This window comes from Paraburkholderia megapolitana, assembly GCF_007556815.1.
GTDB lineage: Bacteria > Pseudomonadota > Gammaproteobacteria > Burkholderiales > Burkholderiaceae > Paraburkholderia > Paraburkholderia megapolitana.
Genome location: NZ_CP041745.1, coordinates 3,794,797 through 3,816,967 on the forward strand (window position 1 = coordinate 3,794,797; position 22,171 = coordinate 3,816,967).

The 22,171-nt window shown below is 63.2% G+C and carries 16 protein-coding genes and 1 pseudogene; 9 read left to right on the plus strand and 8 right to left on the minus strand.

The genetic code is table 11. From position 1 onward, the window contains the following. The first annotated feature begins 329 nt into the window (after positions 1-329). The gene (locus FNZ07_RS30275; RefSeq protein ID WP_143098050.1) at positions 330-1,604 is read left to right on the plus strand and encodes a CAP domain-containing protein; all 1,275 of its coding nucleotides are present in this window, start codon (positions 330-332) and stop codon (positions 1,602-1,604) included. Between the two features lie 140 nt (positions 1,605-1,744). Here the strand turns inward: FNZ07_RS30275 and FNZ07_RS30280 are convergent, their stop codons facing one another. After that, positions 1,745-2,674: a CopD family protein gene (locus FNZ07_RS30280; protein ID WP_091011076.1), complete on the minus strand. Its 930-nt coding sequence runs from the start codon at positions 2,672-2,674 to the stop codon at positions 1,745-1,747. Then, positions 2,671-3,051: a copper homeostasis periplasmic binding protein CopC gene (gene copC / locus FNZ07_RS30285; RefSeq protein WP_091011075.1), complete on the minus strand. Its 381-nt coding sequence runs from the start codon at positions 3,049-3,051 to the stop codon at positions 2,671-2,673. Before copC ends, FNZ07_RS30280 begins: the two co-directional genes overlap by 4 nt. Before the next feature lie 428 nt (positions 3,052-3,479). On the opposite strand from copC, the gene FNZ07_RS30290 reads away from it, so the two are divergent. From FNZ07_RS30290 to FNZ07_RS30305, 4 genes and pseudogenes are all read left to right on the plus strand, one after another. After that, positions 3,480-4,211: a c-type cytochrome gene (locus FNZ07_RS30290; protein ID WP_091011074.1), complete on the plus strand. Its 732-nt coding sequence runs from the start codon at positions 3,480-3,482 to the stop codon at positions 4,209-4,211. Positions 4,212-4,232: 21 nt separating this feature from the next. Beyond that, a pseudogene (locus tag FNZ07_RS30295) lies at positions 4,233-5,530 on the plus strand (c-type cytochrome). Between the two features lie 132 nt (positions 5,531-5,662). Then, positions 5,663-6,283 (plus strand): PAQR family membrane homeostasis protein TrhA, encoded by a 621-nt coding sequence (gene trhA, locus FNZ07_RS30300; RefSeq protein ID WP_091011072.1) that lies wholly within the window; start codon positions 5,663-5,665, stop codon positions 6,281-6,283. Positions 6,284-6,480: 197 nt separating this feature from the next. Further along, complete coding sequence (locus FNZ07_RS30305) at positions 6,481-8,049, plus strand: DEAD/DEAH box helicase (RefSeq protein ID WP_091011070.1); 1,569 nt, start codon at positions 6,481-6,483, stop codon at positions 8,047-8,049. 64 nt (positions 8,050-8,113) lie between these two features. On the opposite strand, the gene FNZ07_RS30310 is transcribed toward FNZ07_RS30305, so the two are convergent. From FNZ07_RS30310 to FNZ07_RS30325, 4 genes are all read right to left on the minus strand, one after another. Continuing rightward, complete coding sequence (locus FNZ07_RS30310; protein ID WP_091011619.1) at positions 8,114-8,653, minus strand: hypothetical protein; 540 nt, start codon at positions 8,651-8,653, stop codon at positions 8,114-8,116. Between the two features lie 114 nt (positions 8,654-8,767). Further along, entirely contained in the window at positions 8,768-9,571 is an 804-nt protein-coding gene (locus FNZ07_RS30315; protein WP_091011069.1) for a ferritin-like domain-containing protein, read from the minus strand. A gap of 344 nt (positions 9,572-9,915) precedes the next feature. Further along, entirely contained in the window at positions 9,916-11,268 is a 1,353-nt protein-coding gene (locus FNZ07_RS30320) for an MFS transporter (RefSeq protein ID WP_091011068.1), read from the minus strand. A 175-nt stretch (positions 11,269-11,443) separates the two neighbouring features. Then, positions 11,444-13,081 carry a gamma-glutamyltransferase family protein gene (locus FNZ07_RS30325; protein WP_091011067.1) on the minus strand — a complete coding sequence of 546 codons (1,638 nt, stop codon included), beginning with the start codon at positions 13,079-13,081 and terminating at the stop codon, positions 11,444-11,446. A 296-nt stretch (positions 13,082-13,377) separates the two neighbouring features. Between FNZ07_RS30325 and FNZ07_RS30330 the strand changes: the two genes are divergently transcribed. Continuing rightward, a complete protein-coding gene (locus FNZ07_RS30330) occupies positions 13,378-14,157 on the plus strand; it encodes a DeoR/GlpR family DNA-binding transcription regulator (protein WP_091011066.1) in 780 nt (259 codons plus the stop codon). A 284-nt stretch (positions 14,158-14,441) separates the two neighbouring features. Beyond that, positions 14,442-14,639, plus strand: a complete 198-nt coding sequence (locus tag FNZ07_RS30335; protein ID WP_091011065.1) for a hypothetical protein — start codon at positions 14,442-14,444, stop codon at positions 14,637-14,639. Positions 14,640-14,790: 151 nt separating this feature from the next. On the opposite strand, the gene FNZ07_RS30340 is transcribed toward FNZ07_RS30335, so the two are convergent. Next, entirely contained in the window at positions 14,791-18,207 is a 3,417-nt protein-coding gene (locus tag FNZ07_RS30340; RefSeq protein ID WP_091011064.1) for a hypothetical protein, read from the minus strand. Between the two features lie 173 nt (positions 18,208-18,380). Continuing rightward, positions 18,381-18,755: a hypothetical protein gene (locus FNZ07_RS30345; RefSeq protein ID WP_091011063.1), complete on the minus strand. Its 375-nt coding sequence runs from the start codon at positions 18,753-18,755 to the stop codon at positions 18,381-18,383. 187 nt (positions 18,756-18,942) lie between these two features. Here FNZ07_RS30345 and glpD point away from each other — a divergent pair, with 187 nt between their 5' ends. Next, positions 18,943-20,475, plus strand: a complete 1,533-nt coding sequence (gene glpD / locus FNZ07_RS30350) for a glycerol-3-phosphate dehydrogenase (protein ID WP_091011062.1) — start codon at positions 18,943-18,945, stop codon at positions 20,473-20,475. A gap of 155 nt (positions 20,476-20,630) precedes the next feature. Next, positions 20,631-22,130, plus strand: a complete 1,500-nt coding sequence (glpK, locus tag FNZ07_RS30355) for a glycerol kinase GlpK (protein ID WP_091011061.1) — start codon at positions 20,631-20,633, stop codon at positions 22,128-22,130. Positions 22,131-22,171: the final 41 nt, after the last annotated feature.

The window sequence follows — 22,171 nt, forward strand, 5'->3', positions numbered from 1 at the left end:
GCATTTTTGTCGGCGCTGTCACGTTGATCGCTGTCGGCGCCGTCTTTGCCTTGAACGCCAATCTCAAGAGTCGGGGCTTCCACCAGACTCAGAGTCCCCGACAAAGTGCGTGACATAAATTCAGATTCTCACGCTCTTTGCACCGCATACTGCCGCGCCCATTTGACATGTTCTGTCTCAACTTGGCTGGCTACGTATGTTTCGTGATCGAAATCATGACATCTCGCATCGAGAATCGCACCCGCGTTGCTCGTTGTGCTTGCCGTCAATGCTGTGGGTAACTGGTACGAGCAGGTCATTCGCTCGGGCAACTCATTGAACGGTGATTTATGAAAAAAGCTAAATGGTCGCTGACCGGGCTGTTCCTGGTTCTCGTTTTGTCGGCATGTGGTGGAGACGATAGCGACTCGTCTCAAACGACAGTGGGCAGTCCGGCTGACAAGAGCGAGGTTTCGCAGACGCCCCCTGATGGGCCGGCCTCCTCTCCGGGAAACGATCTACCTTCGGCAGCGGCAGGTTCTGTCCCGGCGGCTCCATCGGATTCCAATCCGTCCTCGGCTTCGAGTGTGCCTGACAGCACATCCACACCCGCGCCAGGTGTCGCATCTGGAACCAGCCCCGACGCGGCGCCCCAGCAAGCCGCAGCGGACGGAACGGAATGCTACACGCTGAAAGACGCTACCCCTCCCACAAGCAGCACAACCGCCGAAGTCACCCTGTTTCCCGCGCGAGGCGCCGCGCAAGTCCTCGATTACAGGGTGTTGGGAGATCCGAACTCAGCGGGGTTTTGCTACGCGAATTACCGGCGCGCGCTGGTCGGACTTCCCGCTCTACAGCCTCGATCCGAACTCGCCGAAGCAGCACAAAGCCATACGGATTACCTGCTGATGCATCGCACGACCGGGCACGGTGAGGATCCGGGCCCGGGTTTCACGGGAGCAACGTCGGGTGACCGTATCCGGAGGTTGTACCCGACCAACTATACCGGCGAAGTGACGACACATAACTATCAGCGGAGGTCGCGCTCGAGCGCACCGCCCCGACTGCCGTCGAACGACACGCTGATCGCCAACCTGATCAACGCACCGTTTCATCGGATGACGCTGCTTGGGAACTTCAGATCGGGAGGAACGGGATACGCTGAAGACATCACTCAGCCGGTCGAGGGGAGTGGTAGTACTAGCGGCGATTTCTACCAGACGATCAATCTGGCGGACAGGCTTAAAATCGGCAGCGATTCGCAACTCCTTGCCTATCCATACGACGGTCAAACCGATGTGCCGGCGAGTTGGACCAATAACGAGCACCCGGATCCTGCCCCCGGGCATGCGAAAGAAACGTTAGGCTACCCGGTTTCAATCCAGTCACTTAGCCGCCGCCTCCTGCTTGCAGTGACTTCCTTCACGCTGGCCGATGCGTCGGGTAACGACGTGCCATGCCTGAAGGTCGACAGCAGCAGCGAAGGCTTCGACGATGAATTGCACGGCAAGGCAATTTGCACGCCATTAACGCCGCTAGCTGCCCAAACGACGTATGTGGTCAACCTGCAGGGCACACTGGGCTCGCGGCCAGTGGACCTCACGTGGAGCTTTACGACAAAGTGACCGGCACGCCATCCGCTCCCTGGCGTTGGGATATGCGGTAGCGAATGGCGGGACTGGCTTCTGGCCCGGGCATTCCTCCAGACTCACGCACCGACTCGCGTCCCGCCTCCCGGCGTCGTCATATGTCGCATGACCGCCGGTCAACCGACCAGCGCGGCGAACCCCGGCACACTGTGCGACAACGCCGCAGCCGCAACGAACACACCGATCATCGCCAGCGCCTCGAAGTACAGCAGGTTGACGACCGTGTGCGCATCCACGGTCGACGCGGTGCGGCGTAACCGCGGCAGCGCAGAGAAGCGGCTGAACGCGGCGAACAGCAGCGCCAGCGCGACGAGTGCGAGCTTGAGCAGCAACACGTGACCCCAGGTGCTTGTCCAGATCACATCAAGCGAGCCGCCTGAGCCGCGCGCAGTATTGAACGCGCCGGTTGCAAGCACGAACACGAACGCCACCAGCGAGACACTCGATAACTGCACCCCGGTGCGAATCAACACGCCGCGCGCCGTCGACGCACCAAGCGTCGGCAACACCGAGAGACCGGCCGCGATCACGAGGCCGCCCCATACGCCGGTCGCGAGAACGTGCAGCGTATGCACGCCGATCGCTGCGGAGACAACGCCCGCATCGGCCGCGTGTCCAAGCGATGCCTTGCCCGCCGCCACCACGATCACCGCGAGCCACAGCAACGCGTTGCGCAGCGTACCGTGGTCCGCCAGTGCGGTGAGCAGCAACAGCACCGCGCCCGCGAACGCGACACCCCACGCATGCCCGACATGCGTCTGCACGAGCACCGTGGGTATCACACCGAACGCGGCCGGCAACGCACTACCGCTCATCGACGCAGCCTCGTACCACAGCCAGCCGAGGTCGGCGAGCAGCAACACGATCGTCGCGGCCCGCATCGAGCGTTGCGCGCGCAGCCATGCGGGTCGCCCCGGTGCGACCGCGGTGCGCGCATCTTTCTCGAGCCACGCGCCGAGCAGCGCGGAGCCGAGCGCAAAAGCAAACGCGACATTCATGAGCGCGGCCATGGCGACCTGCCCGATCCACAGTCCGTCCGGCCTCATTTGACGATGAACCCATAGTCGCCCTGGGTGCGGTGACCGTCGGTCGCGACCGCATTCCAGTGCACGCTGTAGCGCCCCGGCGCGAGCGACGGCGTCAACGCGACGTGCATGGCCTTGCGGTCATCGGCATCAACCGCTGACGCACCCGCGCTAATCTGCCTGCCCGCCGCATCGCTCACGACGATCTTGCTGAAAGCCGGTTCGAGCGGCTCGCTAAAGCGCATCGTCACCTGGGTGGGCGCGGCGACTTCCGCGTCGGGCGCGGGGTCACGCGCAGTCGGCAACGCGTGAGCGAAAGCAGTGGACGCTACGGCAAACGCCGCAACGCCGGTTGCCAGCGCTCGCAGGAACGGGCGGAACGAATCGGAGATGGTCATTGGGAACAAACGAAGAGACGTATTGAAAGAGAAAACGAAGGATCGCGTAAGCGATCTGGAAACACCAGACTCGCGGAAATATGGCGAGCAACGCGGTTACCGGAACGCACCCGGGGAGCGCCCGCGCCGCGGAACCGGCAGTGTACGCTTCGATGGCGCCGCTGCGCGCCGGTTCAATCGATCTGCCAGCGGGTCTCGGCGTATCCAGGCCATGCCTGCACGAAAACACTCGACGGCCGGCCCCACAAGCGCAATCGACCGCTCCAGCCACGCTGCGTCAAACCGCCGCATGGACGTTTGCGGCCCGATCCATGTCGGATCGCGCAAATAGTCACCATCACCCATCGATGATAGAATGCTGCGTCGCCGCAGCGCCGGCTACTTTTTCTCACCGAGCCGTTCGAAGTTCGGTCAGGTCCCCGCTCATGATGGAGTTACGCGTGTCTTCAAGACGCATTTTCCGCCCATTGCTCGCCCTTCTGCTGATCGGCTGTGCAGGCGTCTATAGCGCTGCGAATGCGCAGACCCAACCCAAGGCTCCGGACACGATGGAAGCGCGCGTGCAAGCCTGCGCCGCGTGTCACGGCGTGCATGGGCAGGGGACTGACAACGATTACTTCCCGCGGCTTGCGGGCAAACCGGCCGACTATCTGTACAACCAGCTCGTGAACTTCCGCGAAGCTCGCCGCCGGTATCCGCCCATGAATTACCTCGTCACGTATCTCTCGGACGACTACCTGCACGACATCGCGACGTACTTCTCGCAGCAACGCCCGCCGTATCCGGCACCGGCCACGCCGAGCGTATCGACCTCGACGCTTGCGCGCGGCCGGGAAATCGTGCTGAACGGCGATGCGTCGAAGCAGATTCCCGCTTGCGCGGCCTGTCACGGCAAGGTGCTGACCGGTATGCAACCGGCCATCCCGGGTCTCGTGGGCCTGCATGCCGACTACATCAGCGCGCAGCTCGGCTCGTGGCGCTCGGGTACGCGTCATGCCGTCGAACCCGATTGTATGCACACCATTGCCACGCGTCTGACCGACGATGACGTGAATGCCGTCGCCGCCTGGCTGTCCTCGCAGCATGCTCCGCAAAACCCCGTGCCGGCTCCGGCTGGCTCGATGAAGACTCCGCTTGCCTGCGGCAGCGAACCGCAATAAGGCACCGGGAGAGATAACCAAATGAAACGCAAGTCCCTGTTCGCTCTTTCGGCTGTCGTCGTTGTTGCAGCCGCCGCGCTCGTCCCGGTCCTGTGGTCGGGCGGCGATCACCTGCATAACGGCACGGCCGTTGCAGCCACGCCCGCCGACCAGGCCGCGCTGATCAAGCAGGGCGAGTACCTCGCCCGCGCCGGCGACTGTATCGCGTGCCATACGGTACGCGGCGGCAAGGAATTCGCCGGCGGCCTGCCGATGGCGACGCCGTTCGGCACGATGTACACGCCGAACATCACGCCTGACGATCAATTCGGTATCGGCAAGTGGAGCCAGGACGACTTCTACCGCGCGCTGCATACGGGCCGGTCGAAGGACGGCAGCCTGCTGTATCCGGGCTTCCCGTTCACGAGCTACACGAAGGTCACGCGCGCCGATTCGGACGCGATCTACGCGTACCTGCGCTCGGTTTCGCCGGTGTCGCTGCCGAGCCGTCCGCATGAACTGCGCTTCCCGTTCAACAACCGCAACCTGCTGATCGGCTGGCGCACGCTGTTCTTCCGCGAAGGCGAGTACAAGGCGGATCCGACCAAATCGGTCGAGTGGAATCGCGGTGCGTATCTGATCGAAGGTCTCGGTCACTGCAGCATGTGCCACACGTCGATCAACATGATGGGCGGCCCGGTCAGCTCGGCGGCGTTTGCCGGCGGCCTGATTCCGCTGCAGAACTGGTACGCGCCGTCGCTGACGTCGAACAAGGAAGCCGGCCTCGGCGACTGGGACATCAAGGACATCTCCGACCTGCTGAAGACCGGTGTGTCGCAGCGTGGCGCGGTGTTCGGCCCGATGGCGGAAGTCGTGCACAACAGCTTGCAGTATCTGTCGGACGACGATATCAAGGCGATGTCGACGTACCTGAAGACGATTCCGCAGAAGGACGAAGCGCCGGAATCGCTGCAGCTGCAAACGTCGCCGCAGCTCGCCAGCCAGCTCGCGGAACAGGGCAAGAAGATCTACCTCGACAACTGCGCGAAGTGTCACGCAGCAAACGGTCTTGGTATGCCCCGCACTTCCCGCCGCTCGCGAATAATCCGTCCATTCAGATGCCGTCGGCGGTCAACCCGATCCGCATGGTGCTCAACGGCGGTTATCCGCCCAGCACGTTCGGCAATCCGAAGCCGTACGGGATGCCGCCGTTCGCGCAGTCGCTGTCGAACCAGGAAGTCGCTGCTGTCGTGACGTACATTCGCCAGACGTGGGGCAACCACGGCACGGCCGTGTCGCCGCAACAGGTCAGCGATCTGCGTTCGGCGCCGCTCGACTGATAGCGCCCGATCGCATCGGGGCGCGGCCTGCGAGCATCGCGGCCGCGCCCTTCGTTTTTTGCAGGACCATAGGATGAAACGTGCGCAAGACGGCATGACGATGCGCACAGCAAACAGGTAGAGGAGCTACGCGTGCACGTTGGTGAGCGGTTCAACAGTATTACCCACCTCGTCGGCGCGGTGCTGTCGGTGGCGGGACTGGCGACGCTCGTCACGATGGGCGCGCTGCAGGGCGACGCATATAAGGTCGTCAGCTTCAGTGTGTACGGTGCGATGTTGCTCACGCTGTACGCGATCTCGACGCTCTATCACAGCGTTCGCAGTCCGCGGCTCAAAGCGGTATTGCAGAAGTGCGATCATTCGGCGATTTACCTGCTGATCGCCGGCAGCTACACGCCGTTCACGCTCGTCACCTTGCGCGGACCGTGGGGCTGGTCGCTTTTCGGCGTAAGCTGGGGGCTCGCCGTTCTCGGCATCGTGCAGGAACTCACGCTCGGGCGCCGCACCCGTAGCGTCTCGATGGTGCTGTATGTATTGATGGGATGGCTCGCGCTCGTAGCCGTCCGCCCGCTGGTCGAAGCCTTACCGGCCGCAGGCACCGCATGGCTCGTCGCCGGCGGTCTTATCTATAGCGCCGGCATTTACTTCTTCATCAACGACGAGCGCATCCGGCATGGGCATGGCATCTGGCACCTGTTCGTGCTGGCCGGCAGCCTGTGTCAATTCGTCACCGTCGCGCGCTATGTCGCGTGATGCCTATCGCGGCGAATGCAACTTAACGCCAGTCGACGTGTCTGCATAGCGCGTCGATGCATCCGGCACGCACACCGCGCGCCGCCCGTTTTCCCTGCGACCGGCCAGCAAGCCGAAGCCCGCGCGCATCTCGAGTCGAGACGCGCCAACCGGCAACATTTGCGCCTGTCGCTCCAATTGCATTGCAAAGAGTATTTATGTCATTTGATTCCCTCGGTTTGTCCGAACCCCTCGTCCGTGCCGTGCACGAACTGGGCTACACGTCCCCTACGCCGATCCAGTTGCAGGCGATCCCCGCGGTCCTGAACGGCGGCGATCTGCTGGCCGGCGCACAGACCGGCACCGGCAAGACCGCCGGCTTCACGCTGCCCATCCTGCAACGCCTGACCGGCATGCCGCCGCACGCATCGGGCAAGCGCGTCGTGCGCGCCCTGATCCTCACGCCGACGCGTGAACTCGCCGCCCAGGTCGAGGAAAGCGTGCGGGCGTACGGCAAATATCTGAAGCTGAAGTCGACCGTGATGTTCGGCGGCGTCGGCATCAATCCGCAGATCGATGCGCTGCGCCGCGGCGTCGACATCGTCGTCGCGACGCCCGGGCGTCTGCTCGATCACATGCAGCAGAAGACCATCGATCTGTCGCATATCGAGATCCTCGTGCTCGACGAAGCCGACCGCATGCTCGATATGGGCTTCATCCACGACATCAAGCGTGTACTCGCGAAGCTGCCGCCGAAGCGGCAGAACCTGCTGTTCTCCGCAACGTTCTCCGATGAAATCAAGACGCTCGCCGACAACCTGCTCGATTCGCCGGCGCTGATCGAAGTCGCGCGTCGCAATACCACAGCCGAACTCGTCGCGCAGAAGATTCACCCGGTCGATCGCGATCGTAAGCGCGAGATGCTCACGCATCTGATCCGTCAGTACAACTGGTTCCAGGTGCTCGTGTTCACGCGTACCAAGCACGGTGCGAACCGTCTTGCCGAACAGCTCGGTAAGGACGGCATCAGCGCGCTCGCAATTCACGGCAACAAGAGTCAGTCCGCACGCACACGGGCGCTCGCCGAGTTCAAGGACGGCACGCTGCAGGTGCTGGTGGCCACCGACATCGCTGCACGCGGTATCGATATCGACCAGTTGCCGCACGTGGTCAACTTCGACCTGCCGAACGTGCCCGAAGACTACGTGCACCGTATTGGTCGTACCGGCCGTGCGGGTGCGACGGGCGAAGCGATCTCGCTCGTGTGCGTCGACGAGTTGCAACTGCTGAAGGACATCGAGAAGCTGATCAAGCGTGCGGTGCCGCAGGAAGTGATTCCGGGCTTCGAACCGGATCCGACCGCGAAGCCCGAACCGATCCTGCGTCGCAGCCAGGGTGCTGGCGGCGGAGGTGGACGTCAGCCGCGTCAGAGCCAGGGTGCGCCGAAGCGTGAAGGTGGATCGGGATCGGCCAAGCCAGCGCCGCGTTCAGGTCAACGGCCGGCTGCCGGTGGCGCGCAGCAAGCCAAGCCAAAGGCGCAAGGCGGTGGTGCGAAGCCTGCTCATGCTGCGAAGGCAGGGACGACGCAAGGCCAGCCTCGCAAGGATGCACCGCGTAGTCAGGACAAGCCGCGCGCGGCCTCGCACGACACAGGCGGTGCTGCACAGCATGCGCCGCGGAAACCGTCGAACAATGCAGGCGCGCTGCTCAGTGGTAATCGTCCGCGTGGTACTGGCAACACCAACCCGGGTGGCGTGCCGCGCAACGGCGGGCAACGCGGCCGGTAATGGCGTTGTTCTGAAGCAGGTTGTGTCGCTTGCTGTTGTGTGACCGCGGTGCTGCTAGCAGCAGCTAGCCACCGCGCGTTGCGGCATCGGCGGCACGCTTCAGATCACCGATCTGTTGCTCCCAACGCGCGAGCACCGCAGCGCTATCCGCGCCCAGTTCAAACGAAATCCCACCTGTCAGCCGTGCGTAACCCACGCGCTGCACTTCGCCCGTCTCGATCGATCCGATGAAGTATGCGAGCGTCGCATCGGTCGCCGCGAGCGGCGCCATGCGAAGCTGCACCTGATAAAACGCCTCATCGAATACAAACGTCAACGCCGCGCGGCCACGCTGCGCGAGTACGCGCGCCGCTCGCGATTGCGGCCAGAGCGCGATGCTGAGTCGTTGCGCATCGGGCGCGTATAGCTCGCCCGGTCCGAGCAATGAAGTGCGAGTCGAACCGCTTGCATCGACAGTCACGAGCGATGTAGTGAAGCCCATCTTCGCGACCAGCGACGTGCCATCGAACAACTCGCGCAATGGTTGCGGCCATGCATCGAAGGTCTGCTGTTCAAGCATGCGTTCGCGGTTAGAAGACGCGGAGGAAGCGGAAGAATCGGACATCGACAGTTCCTTGGCGACGGTCTGCAACGAGAATGGCCCGCTAAAGCGGGCCATGTAAGTAGCGGTTGCCGGTTGCGCACGGCACCTTAAGCGCCGCACGAAATACCCGGTAAATCAGCGGAAAAACACGTGCTGCGTGATCTTAGCCAGCGGATAGTGAACACCAGGCTGAATCTTCGCAGGCAGATCGAGCGGCTTGAGCAGCATCTTCACGCACATGTCGGCCGACAGATTACGCCGCACCAGCGCATTGACGCGCGCCGCTTTCTCGCGGTTATAAGCCGAATCGTGCACGCGCTCCGGATAGCGAATCGCGAACACGTGACGCAGCGCAATCTCCGAGTCCTCGTTCTTGATTTCCATCACGCGGCGCATCAACGCACCGAGCACGGCAAGCCGGCCATTGCCTTCAATCTTGTTGTACTTCTTGAAATATTTGAAAAAGTGCTTGTAGTGACGGACTTCGTCGGTGCGGATGTTGTCGGTGATCTCTTTGAGCACCGGCTCATCCGAGCACTCGCCGATCGCACGATACAACGTCGCCGTGCCGGTCTCGACCACACAGCGTGCAACCAGTTCGAGCGCACGCGTCTTTTCGAAATCTTCCACGGAACAGGTCTTCGAATACTCTTCGAAGAAACTGCGGAACGCCGTATCCCAGTCGAATTCCGGCCACACGTAGGCAATGTAAGTTTTCAGCGCCCGGCCGTGTTGCAGCTCTTCGGGTTCCCACTCGTTGTTGAGCCACGCCGAAACTTCCGGATCGCCGTTAAAAAATGTACTGAGGTTGGCCGTGTAGAGGTCGGAGCCGCTTTCGATGAAGGACGATGCGCACAGCAGCAGCAGCAGATCTTCGTTGGCGACCGCGCGCTGACGGTCGATGCGGGTCAGGTCGATATCCTCAATACGCCATGGCATTACATGGTTGGGTGTTTGCATTCTCTGGTGCTCCCAAAACTGTATTGACTCGCGGAGCTTGCTCAAACGCCTCGTTTCGCCCGGCGGCCCACCGTGTCAAATACAGCGCTTTGAAATTGGTAACCCGTTTCTATCTTGCATCTTAGCTGGTGTTACGCAAATGTGCAGATATGCCAGCACAGACCGTGCCGGCTTTCGGCAGTTCCTTCCATAGACGATCGAATTCTTTCGAATCAAAACGACAGGAGTCCGGCGCATAAAAAAACAGGCGGCCCGATGTCGGGCCGCCCGTGGATTCTACCGGCAATCGCGCTGCGAATGTCCGGTACGTAAGGTCTGGCGAGTTACCGATGGCGCCGCATGCGCCACCCGACAATCACAAGAGACACCCCCGACAGCACCGCAGCCGCCAGCACGTAATAGCTCGGTGCGAGCTTGTCGCCGGTCAAATGGATGAAAGTCTCTACTATTGTCGGTGCGAAGCCGCCGAAGATCGTGACGCCGATGCTGTAGCCGATCGACAGCCCGGTCGAGCGCACGCGGGTCGGAAAAATCTCAGCGAGCAGCGCTGGCATCGGTCCTGAGTAAGCGGCCTTGAAGATACCGGCCATCGCTTGCAGCAACAATAGCCAGCCAATGGTCGGGTGACGTTGCAGCAGCGCGAACATCGGATAGATCAGCGTGCCCATTAGCACCGATGTCGTCAGCATGATCCTGATCCGGCCAATGCGGTCGGACAGCGCGCCCATTACCGGCGACAGCAGGAACTGCAAGCCGCCGTTCAACACCACGACGCCGAACGAAGCCGCGGCCGCCATATGCAGCTGCTTGACCGCATACATCGGCATGTAGAGCTGCAGCACGTACACGCCGACCGTCGACTGGGCAACGATGCCGATCGCAAGAATCAGGTTCGCCCACTGGTTGCCGAACGAAACCGGATTTTTTTCGGTGGTGTCCTGTGGCGCTGCGGCCCGCTCGCGCTGTGCCGCGACGAACTCGGGCGTCTCGTCCAGATGCGCGCGAATGTAATACCCCACCGGCCCGATCAGCAGACCGAAGATGAACGGGATGCGCCAGCCCCAGCTGGTCAGCGATTCAGGCGACATCCATACCGTCAGCAGCGAGCCGAATGCGGCCGCCGTAATCGCCGCGAGACCCTGGCTCGCGAATTGCCAGCTCGCGTAATAGCCTCGACGGGTCGGGCTATGCTCGACCATGAACGCCGTCGCACTGCCGAATTCGCCGCCCACCGCAAAGCCTTGCACGAGTCGCGCGAACAGCACGAGAAGCGGTGCCGCGATGCCGATCGACGCATACGACGGCATGACCGCCATCGCGAACGTGCCGACCATCATCAGCGCGATGGCAAGCGTCAGCGCCGCCTTACGACCCTTTCGGTCGCCATAGATACCGAGCACGACCGCGCCCAACGGACGCATCAGGAACGAGATGCCGAAGGTGGCGATCGCGAGCAGAGTGGAGAGCCACTCGTCGTGCAACGGGAAGAACTGCTTCGCGATGATCGCGGCGAAATAGCCGTAAACGAGGAAATCGAACCATTCGAGGGCATTACCGACCGACGACGAAAACACAATCCGCCGCACCGTGGCTCGCGATAACGGCGCAGATAGATGCGGCACGGGAGGTACGGAAGATACGGCGGGCGTCGCGGATTGCGGCGTCGAAGGGATCATCGGGAGGTCTCCTGCCCGCTCCTGGGTGAGCGGGTCTGCTTATCCGGTATGGCTATTCCGGCGAACGATGCAAATCGTATATCTGGTTTTCGGGCGGGATCGAACCGTCGCGCGGTGCGTCCCGGGGGAACGGGGACGCACCGCGGCGAAAACCGGCCTAATGGTTCATACCGTTTCAGAAGCCGGCAGCCAGTCCGTCGCGGCGGCTGTCGCTGGCGGCCACATAGCCGCGTTCCGGCTCGTTGCGGTCGAGCTTCCAGATGTACTGGCCGGAGCCAAAGTCCATATAGGGATCGTCGACGGACTTGATCGTGTGGCCGAGACCTTCGAGCGCCTTCGCCGTATCCGCATCGAGCGTCGACTCGACGTCGATCGTGAAGTCGCGGTTGACCTTCCAGCGCGGCGCATCGCAGGCCGCCTGCGGTTGCTGGCCGTAATCGAGCATCCGCACGATCGACTGCAGATGGCCTTGCGGCTGCATGTCGCCGCCCATCACGCCGAAACTCATCACCGCCTCCTGGCGGCCGTCGACCTGCTGCGTCAGGAACGCCGGAATGATCGTGTGGAACGGCCGCTTGCCGCCTTCGACGACATTCGGCGACTTCGGATCCATCGAGAAACCGCAGCCGCGGTTCTGCAGCGCAATCCCCGTGTCGGGCACGACGACGCCTGAGCCGAAGCCCATGTAGTTCGACTGGATGAAGCTCACCATCATGCCGTTCTCGTCGGCGGCGGACATGTAGATCGTCCCGCCGGCCTGCGGCATGCCGAAGTCGAAATGCGTCGCGCGTTTCGGATCGATGAGCTTCGCGCGCGACTTCAGGTAGGCGTCATCGAGCATCTGTTCGGGCGTCACGTCCATCGAGCGCGGGTCGGCCACATACTGGTAGACATCGGCAAACGCGAGCTTCATCGCTTCGATCTGCAGATGCTGCGACTCGATTCTGTCGACGGTCAGCGTATTCATATCGAACTGCTCGAGGATGCCGAGTGCGATCAGCGCCGCAATGCCCTGCCCGTTCGGCGGAATTTCATGAACGGTATAGCCGCGATAATCCTTGCCGATCGGTTCAACCCAGTCCGCACGATAGCCGCGCAGATCGCCGGTCGTCATCGCACCGCCGCCTTCGCGCGAAAACGCGGCGATGCGCTCGGCAATCTCGCCTTCGTAGTACGCACGCGGACCTTGTTCGGCGAGCAGGCGCAAGGTCTTCGCGTGGCCGGGCAAGCGCACCAGTTCGCTGACTTCAGGCGCGCGGCCGCGCGGCATGAAGGTCTGCGCGAAACCGGGTTGGTCCTTCAGATCGGGGATGGCCGCTGCCCATTTGTAAGCAACGATGCTCGCCACCGCATGACCGCGCTCGGCGATTTCGATGGCCGGCTCCATCAGGTCGGCAAACGGCAGCGAGCCGAATTTCTCGTGCAGCGCTTCCCAGCCCGCGATCACACCCGGCACCGTGACGGTGTCCCAGCCGCGCTTTGGCTGCTTCGCGAGGCCGCCTTCTTCGCCGTATTTACGCTTGAAGTAGTCGACGTTCCACGCCGCCGGCGACACACCCGATGCGTTCAACCCATGCAGCTTCTTGCCGTCCCACACGAGCGCAAACGCATCGCCGCCCAGGCCGCACGACACCGGTTCGACGACCGTGATCGCCGCCGCAGCGGCAATCGCTGCGTCGACCGCGTTGCCGCCCTTCCAGAGCATCCGTAACCCGGCCTGGGCCGCGAGCGGGTGCGAAGTCGAAACGATATTGCGCGCGAATACGGGCAGACGCGGCGTCGGATACGGGTTTTGCCAGTTGAAGCGGGTCATGTCGAAGGCTCTCGGAAAACGCGGCCCGACCGTATCGCACGGCGGGACCGCTAAAGGAATGCAGAAGCGGAGAACGGAAGATTGCAGCGCGAACCGCCGCTAAAAACAAATTCATTTATCAAATGAATAAATGCGCTGGGCATCTGAGTAAGTCGCGCGCGAGGCGGCGGATGTCGCGCAGCTGGGCAGACAACCCGCGGGAAGGTTTTACAATACGCTCACTTTGCGCTCAAACTTCGCGCTCACTTCGCCAACCCTCGCTCGCGTGCGTGGCACGCGCTGCACACCAGAACGCCATGACCCGAGACCCTCGCCTGACCCTCAACGCGCGCCAACAGGAACTGCTCGAGTGGGTGCAACGCGACGGCTTCGTCACCGTGGAGGATCTCGCGGCCCATTTCGACGTGACGCCGCAGACGATCCGGCGCGACGTGAACTGGCTCGCGGATATGAACCTGCTGCGCCGCTATCACGGCGGCGCCAGTCTGCCGACCAGTTCGGAGAACGTCTCGTACACCGCGCGCCAGCGGATGTTCCACGAAGAGAAACGGCGCATCGCCGCGTTAGTGGCGACTCACATTCCCGACCAGGCGTCGCTGTTCATCAATCTCGGCACCACAACTGAGGAAGTCGCGCGCGCGCTGAACCGTCATCGCGGGCTGAGAGTGATCACCAACAACCTGAACGTCGCAAGCATGATGAGCGGCTATCCGGACTGCGAGGTGCTGGTCACGGGCGGGATCGTACGGCCGTGGGACAAGGGGATCGTCGGCGAACTGGCGATCGACTTTATCCGCCAGTTCAAGGTCGATTTCGCGATCATCGGCACGTCGAGCATCGAACCCGACGGCACGCTGCGTGACTTCGACACGCGGGAAGTGCGCGTCGCCGAGGCGATCATCGAGCACGCACGCACCGCATTTCTCACCGCCGATCACTCGAAGTTCGGCCGCCCGGCACTCGTTCGGCAGGGCCATCTGAACCAGATCGATGCGCTGTTCACCGACGCCCCACCGCCCGCCGAGATGGACGAAACGCTCGCAAGCGCCGGCATCCAGGTCTACGTCGCCACGTAAGCTTCGCTGTGCAGCCATGTTGCAGCGCACGCTAAACTTCGAGTGAAATCAAGGATTTGGCTGCTCAGCCCGACCGCCGCTCCATATGACAGTTGTCAAATGGAAAATTTTACGGGGCGGGTTTGGCGTTCTCTATTGGGTTGACTAAACTCCAGTTCCCCGACGCATGTCCGCCCGCTGCGTCGGCGGCATACGCTGCCCTCGCGCATGCATCGCCCCGCGGTTCGCGCCAGCCCCAGGCTGGCTGTTCTGGTGATACGGGTGCAGTTCACACGGAGAAAACGATGCTGAGTCCGCATGAATTCGCCACACTGTTGCTAGTGAAAGACGCTCCGAATCAGGTCGAGATGGAGCGGGATGAACTGGATGCCCTGCTCGAACGACAGCTCGTTCAGCTCGAAAAGCTCGCATCCGGTCTGCGCCAATGGAGTCTCACCGAAACCGGCGATACCGCGCTCCGGGCGATCAAACGGTTGTCCTGATTCCCCTCCGGCGCGGCTTGATGCCCGCGCCGGGACCCTGCCACGTCGGTTGCGCCGGAATGGATCGGCGCGCCGATCCAGCACGCGCAATATGCGTGCTCTGCCTAAACACACCTAAGCGCACCTGAGCGCACCTTAGCCCGGCACCGCCTTACCCCGCCGGCTGACCCGGTGCAGACGGTTGACTGTCTGCGATCAGATTGATCGGCGGCATGATGCCCGCGTCCAGCAATGCCTGATCGAACTGGGCCGCATTCTGCTTCATCGGACGGCTCTCCCATTCACCATCGGCCGCTTTCAGCGCACTCGCGACCGCATCGGCCTGCTTCGGCGTCAGCGAATTGAGCCACGCGACCATTTGCGATTGCGGCGCCTTCGCGTCGTGGAAATACTGCGTGAGGAACGAGCCGGCGGTCGGTGCATTCGCGTCGAAACTGAACGAATGCTTGGCCAGTTGCGCGGCGATGTCGGGTTTCACGCCGATCGCGACGAGATATTGCTGGTCGTTGCCGTCGAACGCATGCGAATGGTTTTCCGCGCTGCCGATGGTGAACACGCCCGCGCCCGCCAGCATGACCACGGCTCCGATGCCGGTCCAGCCGACCGCGCCCATACCGATGCCGAGTATCGTTTCAACGCCCGCCGCCTCGCCCCCCGCGGCCAGCAGGAAAGCCGCGTCGCCCGCCACGCTGAGCGTCTCGCCGGCCGCATGCTCGTAGTCGCCCGGTGTTTGCGCGTCGGTAAAATACGTGACCGCGTTAGCCGCGTCGATGCCGAGATAAGCGAGGTCCGCCGTATCGCGAAACGCGCCACCGGCCGCGACTTTTAGCGCCTTCTTCGCACCATCCGATATGCTCATGCCGTCGACGGCGCTCGACAACCGGTTGAGGGCTGCCGCGATCGGCGTCTGCCCGGAACCGGGACGCACGGTCGCGAGCGCGCCGCTGTTGGGCAGCACGGCAGCCATCGACTGCGACAGACCGAACAGATCGTGCTGCGCGGCGTACGTGCCGTCCTCGATGATGTTCGCGACGGTGTGCGGTTCCGTGCTGATGTTGTCGAGACAGAATGCCCCGTTCTGCAGGAACAGATAGCCGCTGACGCCCTTGTTGACGCGCTCGAGGATAGTGTTGAAATTCTTGCCGTCCGAGCTCAGCAACAGATTCTTCACCGGGTCGGGCAGCTTGTCGCGCAGGCCGAATTTGGCGAGGCTCGCCGGCATCGTCGACGGGTCCTGGACTAACAGCGCCTTCAGCGATTGATAGATCACGTTGCGCGACGAACGCTGGAACCACAGCGTATTCGTGACCGTCGTATTGCGCGTGGTCGAATTGCCCGCTTGCGCAGCACCGGCGAACGTCGGCACGGCGTCGAGCGCGCGCATGACGCTCGGCGTGGCCTGCACCGCGCCCGGCGTGACGTCGCGCGGCGCGTCGTGATTGAAACCGGCCACGCCGTTCAGGTCCGGCGAGTAAGCCGCGACCGCCATCTGCATGCTGTTGTATTGCTCCTGCTGCGCGAGTTCCTGCAGACCATCGGCATTGAGCTTCTTCGCGTCGGCCGGATTGTCGGCGAGCAGCTTCTGGATAGCCGCCTGCTGCTCGGCTGCCGTGCTGTCGCCGCCCCAGTCCTGCAACGGCACGCCGATGAACTGCGCGTCCTGCGCGGTCTGGCTGTTGAGGTTTTTCACCGAACTGGAGAACGCGTCGATACCAGCGCGCGCAGCATCGACCGCCACCCCCTGCGTCGCCGTATCGTTGCTCAGCGTCGCCTTCGCCGCGACGGCCAGCGCGAGCGATACGTTGCCCTGCGCCGCGCCGTTTTCGAGCACCTTGAACAGCACCGGCGGGTCGCCAATCAATTGCGGCGTGTTCTGCATGCTGCCCGATGCGTCGATCACGTCGGCGGCGATCTGATCCACCGCCGCCTTGCCCATGCCGGGATGCCCCTGATCGCTCTCCACCGCGTGCTGACAGGCAGCGGAGAGATCGTCGGTGATGGAGATCGAATCCGGATCGCTCCACTGAATGCCGTCGAGGCTCTTCTTGACGACCGCCTGAATGCGCGGATCCGACATGATTTGCCCCACCTGCCCGGGCGTCATGGTCTGCGGATCGGTCATCTGGTTCAGCGCTTTCATCGCCGCGGCCGCGCCGCCCTTGTTGTAAGCGTCCTGAACCGTCTTGACCGGATTGTCGATCAGCACCTGCTGCTGGGCGTTCTTGATGCCCTGCTCGACCGCTTTCGCGAACTGCGGATTGCCGCCTGCGTAAGTGAGGTAGACACCGCCGCGCGCAGAAATATCGCCGACCGCCGCATCGCCCTGATCCTTGCCGACGAACGCGACGATCTGCTGCTGCGTGAGGCTCTGCACCTGCGACCAGTTGCCCGCGGCGGCGGCCTTGTCGATTGCGCCGAGCTGATCGGGTGTGCGGCCCTGGGCGTTGAGATCGGCCGCGTATCTGGCAACTGCGGCATCCACCGCCGTACTCAGCGTCGGATCGTTCGGCGCGCGCTGCTTGATCGAGTTTGCCAGTTGCGTCAGGTCCGGCACGGCCTGCTGCGTACCCGCGTAGTCGAACTCCGTGTAGATCGTCGCGGTAAGTTGCTGCTCGTCGGTGGTCTTTTTGGCCGGGTCTGGTTCGTGTTCGGCCGCGTAGAGTTGCTGGCGCTCCTGCTCCAGCATGCCGAGCCGCGTCGAGTCGAGCACGGTCACGGTCTTGCCGTCCGAGATGTAGTAGACCGCGTTGCTGGGATTCGCCGGCCGGTTGCCGAATGGCTGCCGGTCGAGATACGGCGTGGCCGCGAGATTCTTGTTCAGCAGCGGCGTGGCGTCGACGAGATCCTTGCCGTCGAACACGTGACTCTTTTGCAGCACGGTCCACGCCGATTCGCCGTTGGTGAGCGTGTATTGCTGTTCGCCGAGAGGCGGCAGGCCCGGTGCGAAGAGCCCGACCGTCGCAGGCGGTTGCACCTCGGTAGTCGGTGCCGTGCCGGGGTCGGGCGTATCGACCGTCATGGCCGCCGTACCGGAACTCCACGCACTTGCCGGCGGTGCCTTGTCGCCTTTCGCGTTCGCCTTGTAGATGACCGCGTTACCGTCGTTCTGAACCATCAGGCTCGCGCCGGGCGAGCCGTTCGTCTTGCTGACCCAGACCGGTTGCGTGCCCTTGAGGATGACGAGGTTGCCGTCCTTCTGCATGACCGCCGACTGCGCGCCACTGCCCGCCGTGCCGGACGACCACAGCGCCTTGTGGTTCGCCAGATCGTAAAGGACCAGATTACCGTCCTGCTGCATCTTCAGTTCGTACTGGCCGTTCGCGGAGCGGATGTCCTGGCCCGCTTTGAGCGTCGTGCCCGCGGCCAGCTGGCCGGCGATGGTGCCCGGCGGCTGGCTCGGTGGATTGGAGGGCGGCGTCGCGGGCGCGGACGGCGCCGCTGCCGCTGGGGCGGGGCTCGCAGATGGCGATGGTTTCTGGCCCGGTGGTAGCGGCACAGGTCCCGGCGAAGGCTGCGGCGGCGTCGGCAGGCCGACGGAGGACGAGAAGGGATAGAAACCGACTGACATGCAGACCTCTCCCAGAACACGTTGAACACGTGCGCCCGCTCAGGCGACCTCTAGTTATAGCGGTGCAAGGGGGAAAGCTTGAGGCCTGCGTTTCGTAGCCCTACCGTGAAAAGGCGGCGCGATATGCGGATGGACTACCCGTCTCGCGCGCGAAGTGGAAAGCGCGTCAATCTTCAGCCGCTACGCAAGGTGGGATCGACGGCCGCCCGCCAGCTCAACGCCTTCACCCGTTGATCGAGCAGGAACGCGACCCACTGGTTGCGCGCCTGCGGGTCGCTGCTCGCGCCAAGCGTGGCGTAGTGCTGCGCCAGCGTAGTCTGGAAGCCGCAGAACCCGTCCTTCGATAACCCGCCATGACGGCTCGCCACATAAGCATCGAACACCGTCGAATACACGCCCTGCGCGTCGCTGCCGTAGTCCACGCTCTGGGTGCCGCACATCTGCTGAAGCGCCGCGAATGAAGGCGCGCCCCATGTCCCGCCGAGCTGCGGCGTCCCCACACATCCCGCGACCAGCGCCGCGGCGCCGATCATCCAGATTCCACGCATGATTCACCTCAAGAAAGCTGCTGCCGAGAGTATCGTCCGCGGCAACCGGTTGCGCCAGTCACCAGACTTCCCCGATTCTCCAGATGAACTTTACTTTTTCGAATTTGTTCATTAAAGTTCGAAAACGAACACTATCGGTTCGATAGTTTTTCCTTCATGTTTCCTTTATGGACTGGGAGCACAGCCGGTGACGCAAGGTTCTAGATACGACCTGCTCGTCGTGGGCGGCGGAATCAACGGTGCGGGCATTGCCCGCGACGCCGCCGGTCGCGGTTTGTCGGTGCTGCTCTGCGAGCAGCACGACCTCGCGGCACACACCTCGTCGTGCAGCACCAAGCTGATTCACGGCGGCCTGCGCTACCTGGAGTATCGCGAGTTCGGGCTCGTGCGCAAGGCGCTGCAGGAGCGTGAAACGCTGCTGCGCGCCGCGCCGCACATCATGTGGCCGCTGCGCTTCGTGATGCCCCACATGCCCGATCTGCGGCCCGCCTGGCTGATCCGCGCGGGTCTCTTTCTCTACGATCACCTGGCCCGGCGCGAACTGCTGCCCGGCTCCCGCGGCATCGACATGCGGCGCCATCCGGCGGGCGCCCCGCTCGTCGAATCGATCAAACGCGGCTTTGTCTATTCCGACGGCTGGGTCGATGACGCCCGCCTCGTCGTGCTGAATGCGCTCGACGCGCAGGAGCACGGCGCAACGGTACTCACCCGCACGAAGCTGATCGGCGCCGTGCGCGCCGGCGGCGAATGGCACGCGCAACTCCAGCAGGAGGACGGCAGCGTGCTCGACGTACGCGCCGGGGCGATCGCCAACGCGGCGGGCCCGTGGGTCGGCGAGCTGCTGCATGGCCCGCTGGGACGCGGCGCGCATCACAGCGTACGGCTCGTGAAAGGCAGCCATATCGTCGTACCCAAACTGTTCGACCACGACCACGCGTACATCTTCCAGAACCCGGACAAGCGGATCATCTTCGCGATTCCGTACGAACACGACTTCACGCTGATCGGCACCACCGACATCGAATATCACGGCGACCCCGCTGAAGTTTCGATCACGCCGGATGAAATCCAGTACCTGTGCGATTCGATCAACCGTTACTTCCGTCGGCAGATCGCACCGCGCGACGTGAGCTGGACTTATTCCGGCGTGCGCCCGCTGCTCGAAGACGAGAACGCGGACAACCCGTCGGCGGTGACGCGCGACTACCGGCTCGAACTCGACGCACCGTCCGGCGAAGCACCGCTGCTGTCGGTGTTCGGCGGCAAGATCACAACCTTCCGCAAGCTCGCCGAAGAAGCCGTCGACGAACTCGCCCGCGCGTTGCAGAAGAACGCCCCCGCGTGGACCGCCGCGCGCGCGCCGCTGCCCGGCGGCGATATCGCCGGAGCCAACTTCAAGCGCTTTCTCGCGCAGTTCCAGCAGCAATACTCGTGGCTGCCGGCCGCGCTCGCGCACCGCTATGCGCGCGCCTACGGCACACGCGCATCGAAGGTGATCGGCAACGCACGTTCGCTCGACGATCTCGGCCAGGCATTCACACCGGGCCTGTACGAATCCGAGCTGCGCTATCTGCGCGACATCGAATGGGCACGCAGCTCAAAAGACGTGCTGTGGCGCCGTTCGAAGCTCGGTCTGCACGTCGAAGCGGGCACGCTTGAGCGCGTGGCCGGTGAAATCGACGCGTGGTTCGCACGCGAACCGGCCGGCCAGCACGCATAACACCGTTCGCGACGGGCTGCGCGGCTAACGCCGCGTGATCGCCGCGCCTGCGGAATCCGTAACAAGCATCACGGCAGTTGCATCACTAGAACAACAAGCCGTTCCGAGCGCCGGACACCCTCCGGCTCATCATGAAAACGCATGGAGAAGAGACAATGCAGGATCAATACATCCTCGCGCTAGATCAGGGCACTACGAGCTCACGCGCAATGCTGTTCGACCGGCAAGGCAATATCGTGTCGGTCGCCCAGAAGGAATTCCAGCAGATCTATCCGCGTCCGGGCTGGGTCGAGCACGACCCGCAGGAAATCTGGTCGACCCAGGCAGGCGTCGCCGCCGAAGCCGTTACGCGCGCCGGTTTGAACGGCACCTCGATTGCCGCAATCGGCATCACGAACCAGCGCGAAACGACCATCGTCTGGGATCGCGAAACCGGACAACCGATCTACAACGCGATCGTCTGGCAGGACCGCCGTACCGCAGACTTTTGCGACCAGTTGAAAGCGAAAGGACTCGAAGAGAAGGTACGCGCCAAAACCGGCCTGCCGATCGACTCGTATTTCTCCGGGACCAAGATTCGCTGGATTCTCGACAACGTCGAAGGTGCCCGCGAAAAAGCGAAGCAAGGCAAGCTCGCGTTCGGCACGGTGGATACCTGGCTCGTGTGGAACTTCACGAAGCAGGGGCTCCACGTCACCGACGTCACCAACGCGTCGCGCACGATGCTCTTCAACATTCACACGCTGAAGTGGGACGAAGAACTGCTCGAAGCGCTCGACATTCCGCGCAGCATGCTGCCCGAAGTGCGTCCGTCGTCGGAGGTTTACGGGCAGACGGTGACCACCGTGTTCGCATCGAAGATTCCGCTGGCGGGTATCGCCGGCGATCAGCATGCGGCGCTGTTCGGCCAGATGTGCACGCAGTCGGGCATGGTGAAGAACACCTACGGCACCGGCTGCTTCCTCGTCATGAACACCGGCGACAAACCGATCGAATCGAAGAACAACCTGGTCACGACCATCGCGTGGCAGATCGGCGACCAGATCAACTACGCGCTTGAAGGCAGCATCTTTATCGCCGGCGCGGTGGTGCAGTGGCTGCGCGACGGGCTCGGGATCATCAAGAGCGCAGCGGATATCGAAAAGCTGGCAGGCAGCGTCGCGCATTCGGACGGCGTCTACCTGGTGCCGGCGTTCGCGGGCCTCGGTGCACCGCACTGGAACGCCCGTGCACGCGGCACGCTATTCGGCGTGACACGCGGAACGGACTCGGCACATATCGCACGCGCGGCGCTCGATTCGATCGCCTATCAGTCGCTCGATGTGCTGAAAGCCATGGAAGCCGATTCGGGCATCCGCATCGCGGAACTGCGCGTAGACGGCGGCGCCTGCGCCAATAACCTGCTGATGCAGTTCCAGGCAGACGTGCTCGGCGTCGATGTCGTGCGTCCGCAGATCAGCGAAACCACCGCGCTCGGCGCCGCCTATCTGGCCGGTCTCGCCGTGGGTTACTGGAAGGATGTGAACGAACTGAAGGATCAGTGGAAGCTCGATCATCGCTTCAAGGCATCGCTCGCCGCGGACGATGTGAAGCGCCACGTGCACGGCTGGCAGCGCGCGGTGAACGCTGCAAAAGCGTGGGCCGACGCTGATTGACGCTGACGCGCAGGGCGTTCGCGCCCTCGTCTGCCGATCAG

Bases quoted from the DNA above. Each gene is read 5' to 3' on its own strand.
- FNZ07_RS30275 (WP_143098050.1), top strand. From the start codon at position 330: ATGAAAAAAGCTAAATGGTCGCTGACCGGGCTGTTCCTGGTTCTCGTT.
- FNZ07_RS30280 (WP_091011076.1), bottom strand. From the start codon at position 2,674: ATGAGGCCGGACGGACTGTGGATCGGGCAGGTCGCCATGGCCGCGCTC.
- copC (WP_091011075.1), bottom strand. From the start codon at position 3,051: ATGACCATCTCCGATTCGTTCCGCCCGTTCCTGCGAGCGCTGGCAACC.
- FNZ07_RS30290 (WP_091011074.1), top strand. From the start codon at position 3,480: ATGGAGTTACGCGTGTCTTCAAGACGCATTTTCCGCCCATTGCTCGCC.
- FNZ07_RS30305 (WP_091011070.1), top strand. From the start codon at position 6,481: ATGTCATTTGATTCCCTCGGTTTGTCCGAACCCCTCGTCCGTGCCGTG.
- FNZ07_RS30310 (WP_091011619.1), bottom strand. From the start codon at position 8,653: ATGTCCGATTCTTCCGCTTCCTCCGCGTCTTCTAACCGCGAACGCATG.
- FNZ07_RS30315 (WP_091011069.1), bottom strand. From the start codon at position 9,571: ATGCCATGGCGTATTGAGGATATCGACCTGACCCGCATCGACCGTCAG.
- FNZ07_RS30320 (WP_091011068.1), bottom strand. From the start codon at position 11,268: ATGATCCCTTCGACGCCGCAATCCGCGACGCCCGCCGTATCTTCCGTA.
- FNZ07_RS30325 (WP_091011067.1), bottom strand. From the start codon at position 13,081: ATGACCCGCTTCAACTGGCAAAACCCGTATCCGACGCCGCGTCTGCCC.
- FNZ07_RS30330 (WP_091011066.1), top strand. From the start codon at position 13,378: ATGACCCGAGACCCTCGCCTGACCCTCAACGCGCGCCAACAGGAACTG.
- FNZ07_RS30335 (WP_091011065.1), top strand. From the start codon at position 14,442: ATGCTGAGTCCGCATGAATTCGCCACACTGTTGCTAGTGAAAGACGCT.
- FNZ07_RS30340 (WP_091011064.1), bottom strand. From the start codon at position 18,207: ATGTCAGTCGGTTTCTATCCCTTCTCGTCCTCCGTCGGCCTGCCGACG.
- FNZ07_RS30345 (WP_091011063.1), bottom strand. From the start codon at position 18,755: ATGCGTGGAATCTGGATGATCGGCGCCGCGGCGCTGGTCGCGGGATGT.
- glpK (WP_091011061.1), top strand. From the start codon at position 20,631: ATGCAGGATCAATACATCCTCGCGCTAGATCAGGGCACTACGAGCTCA.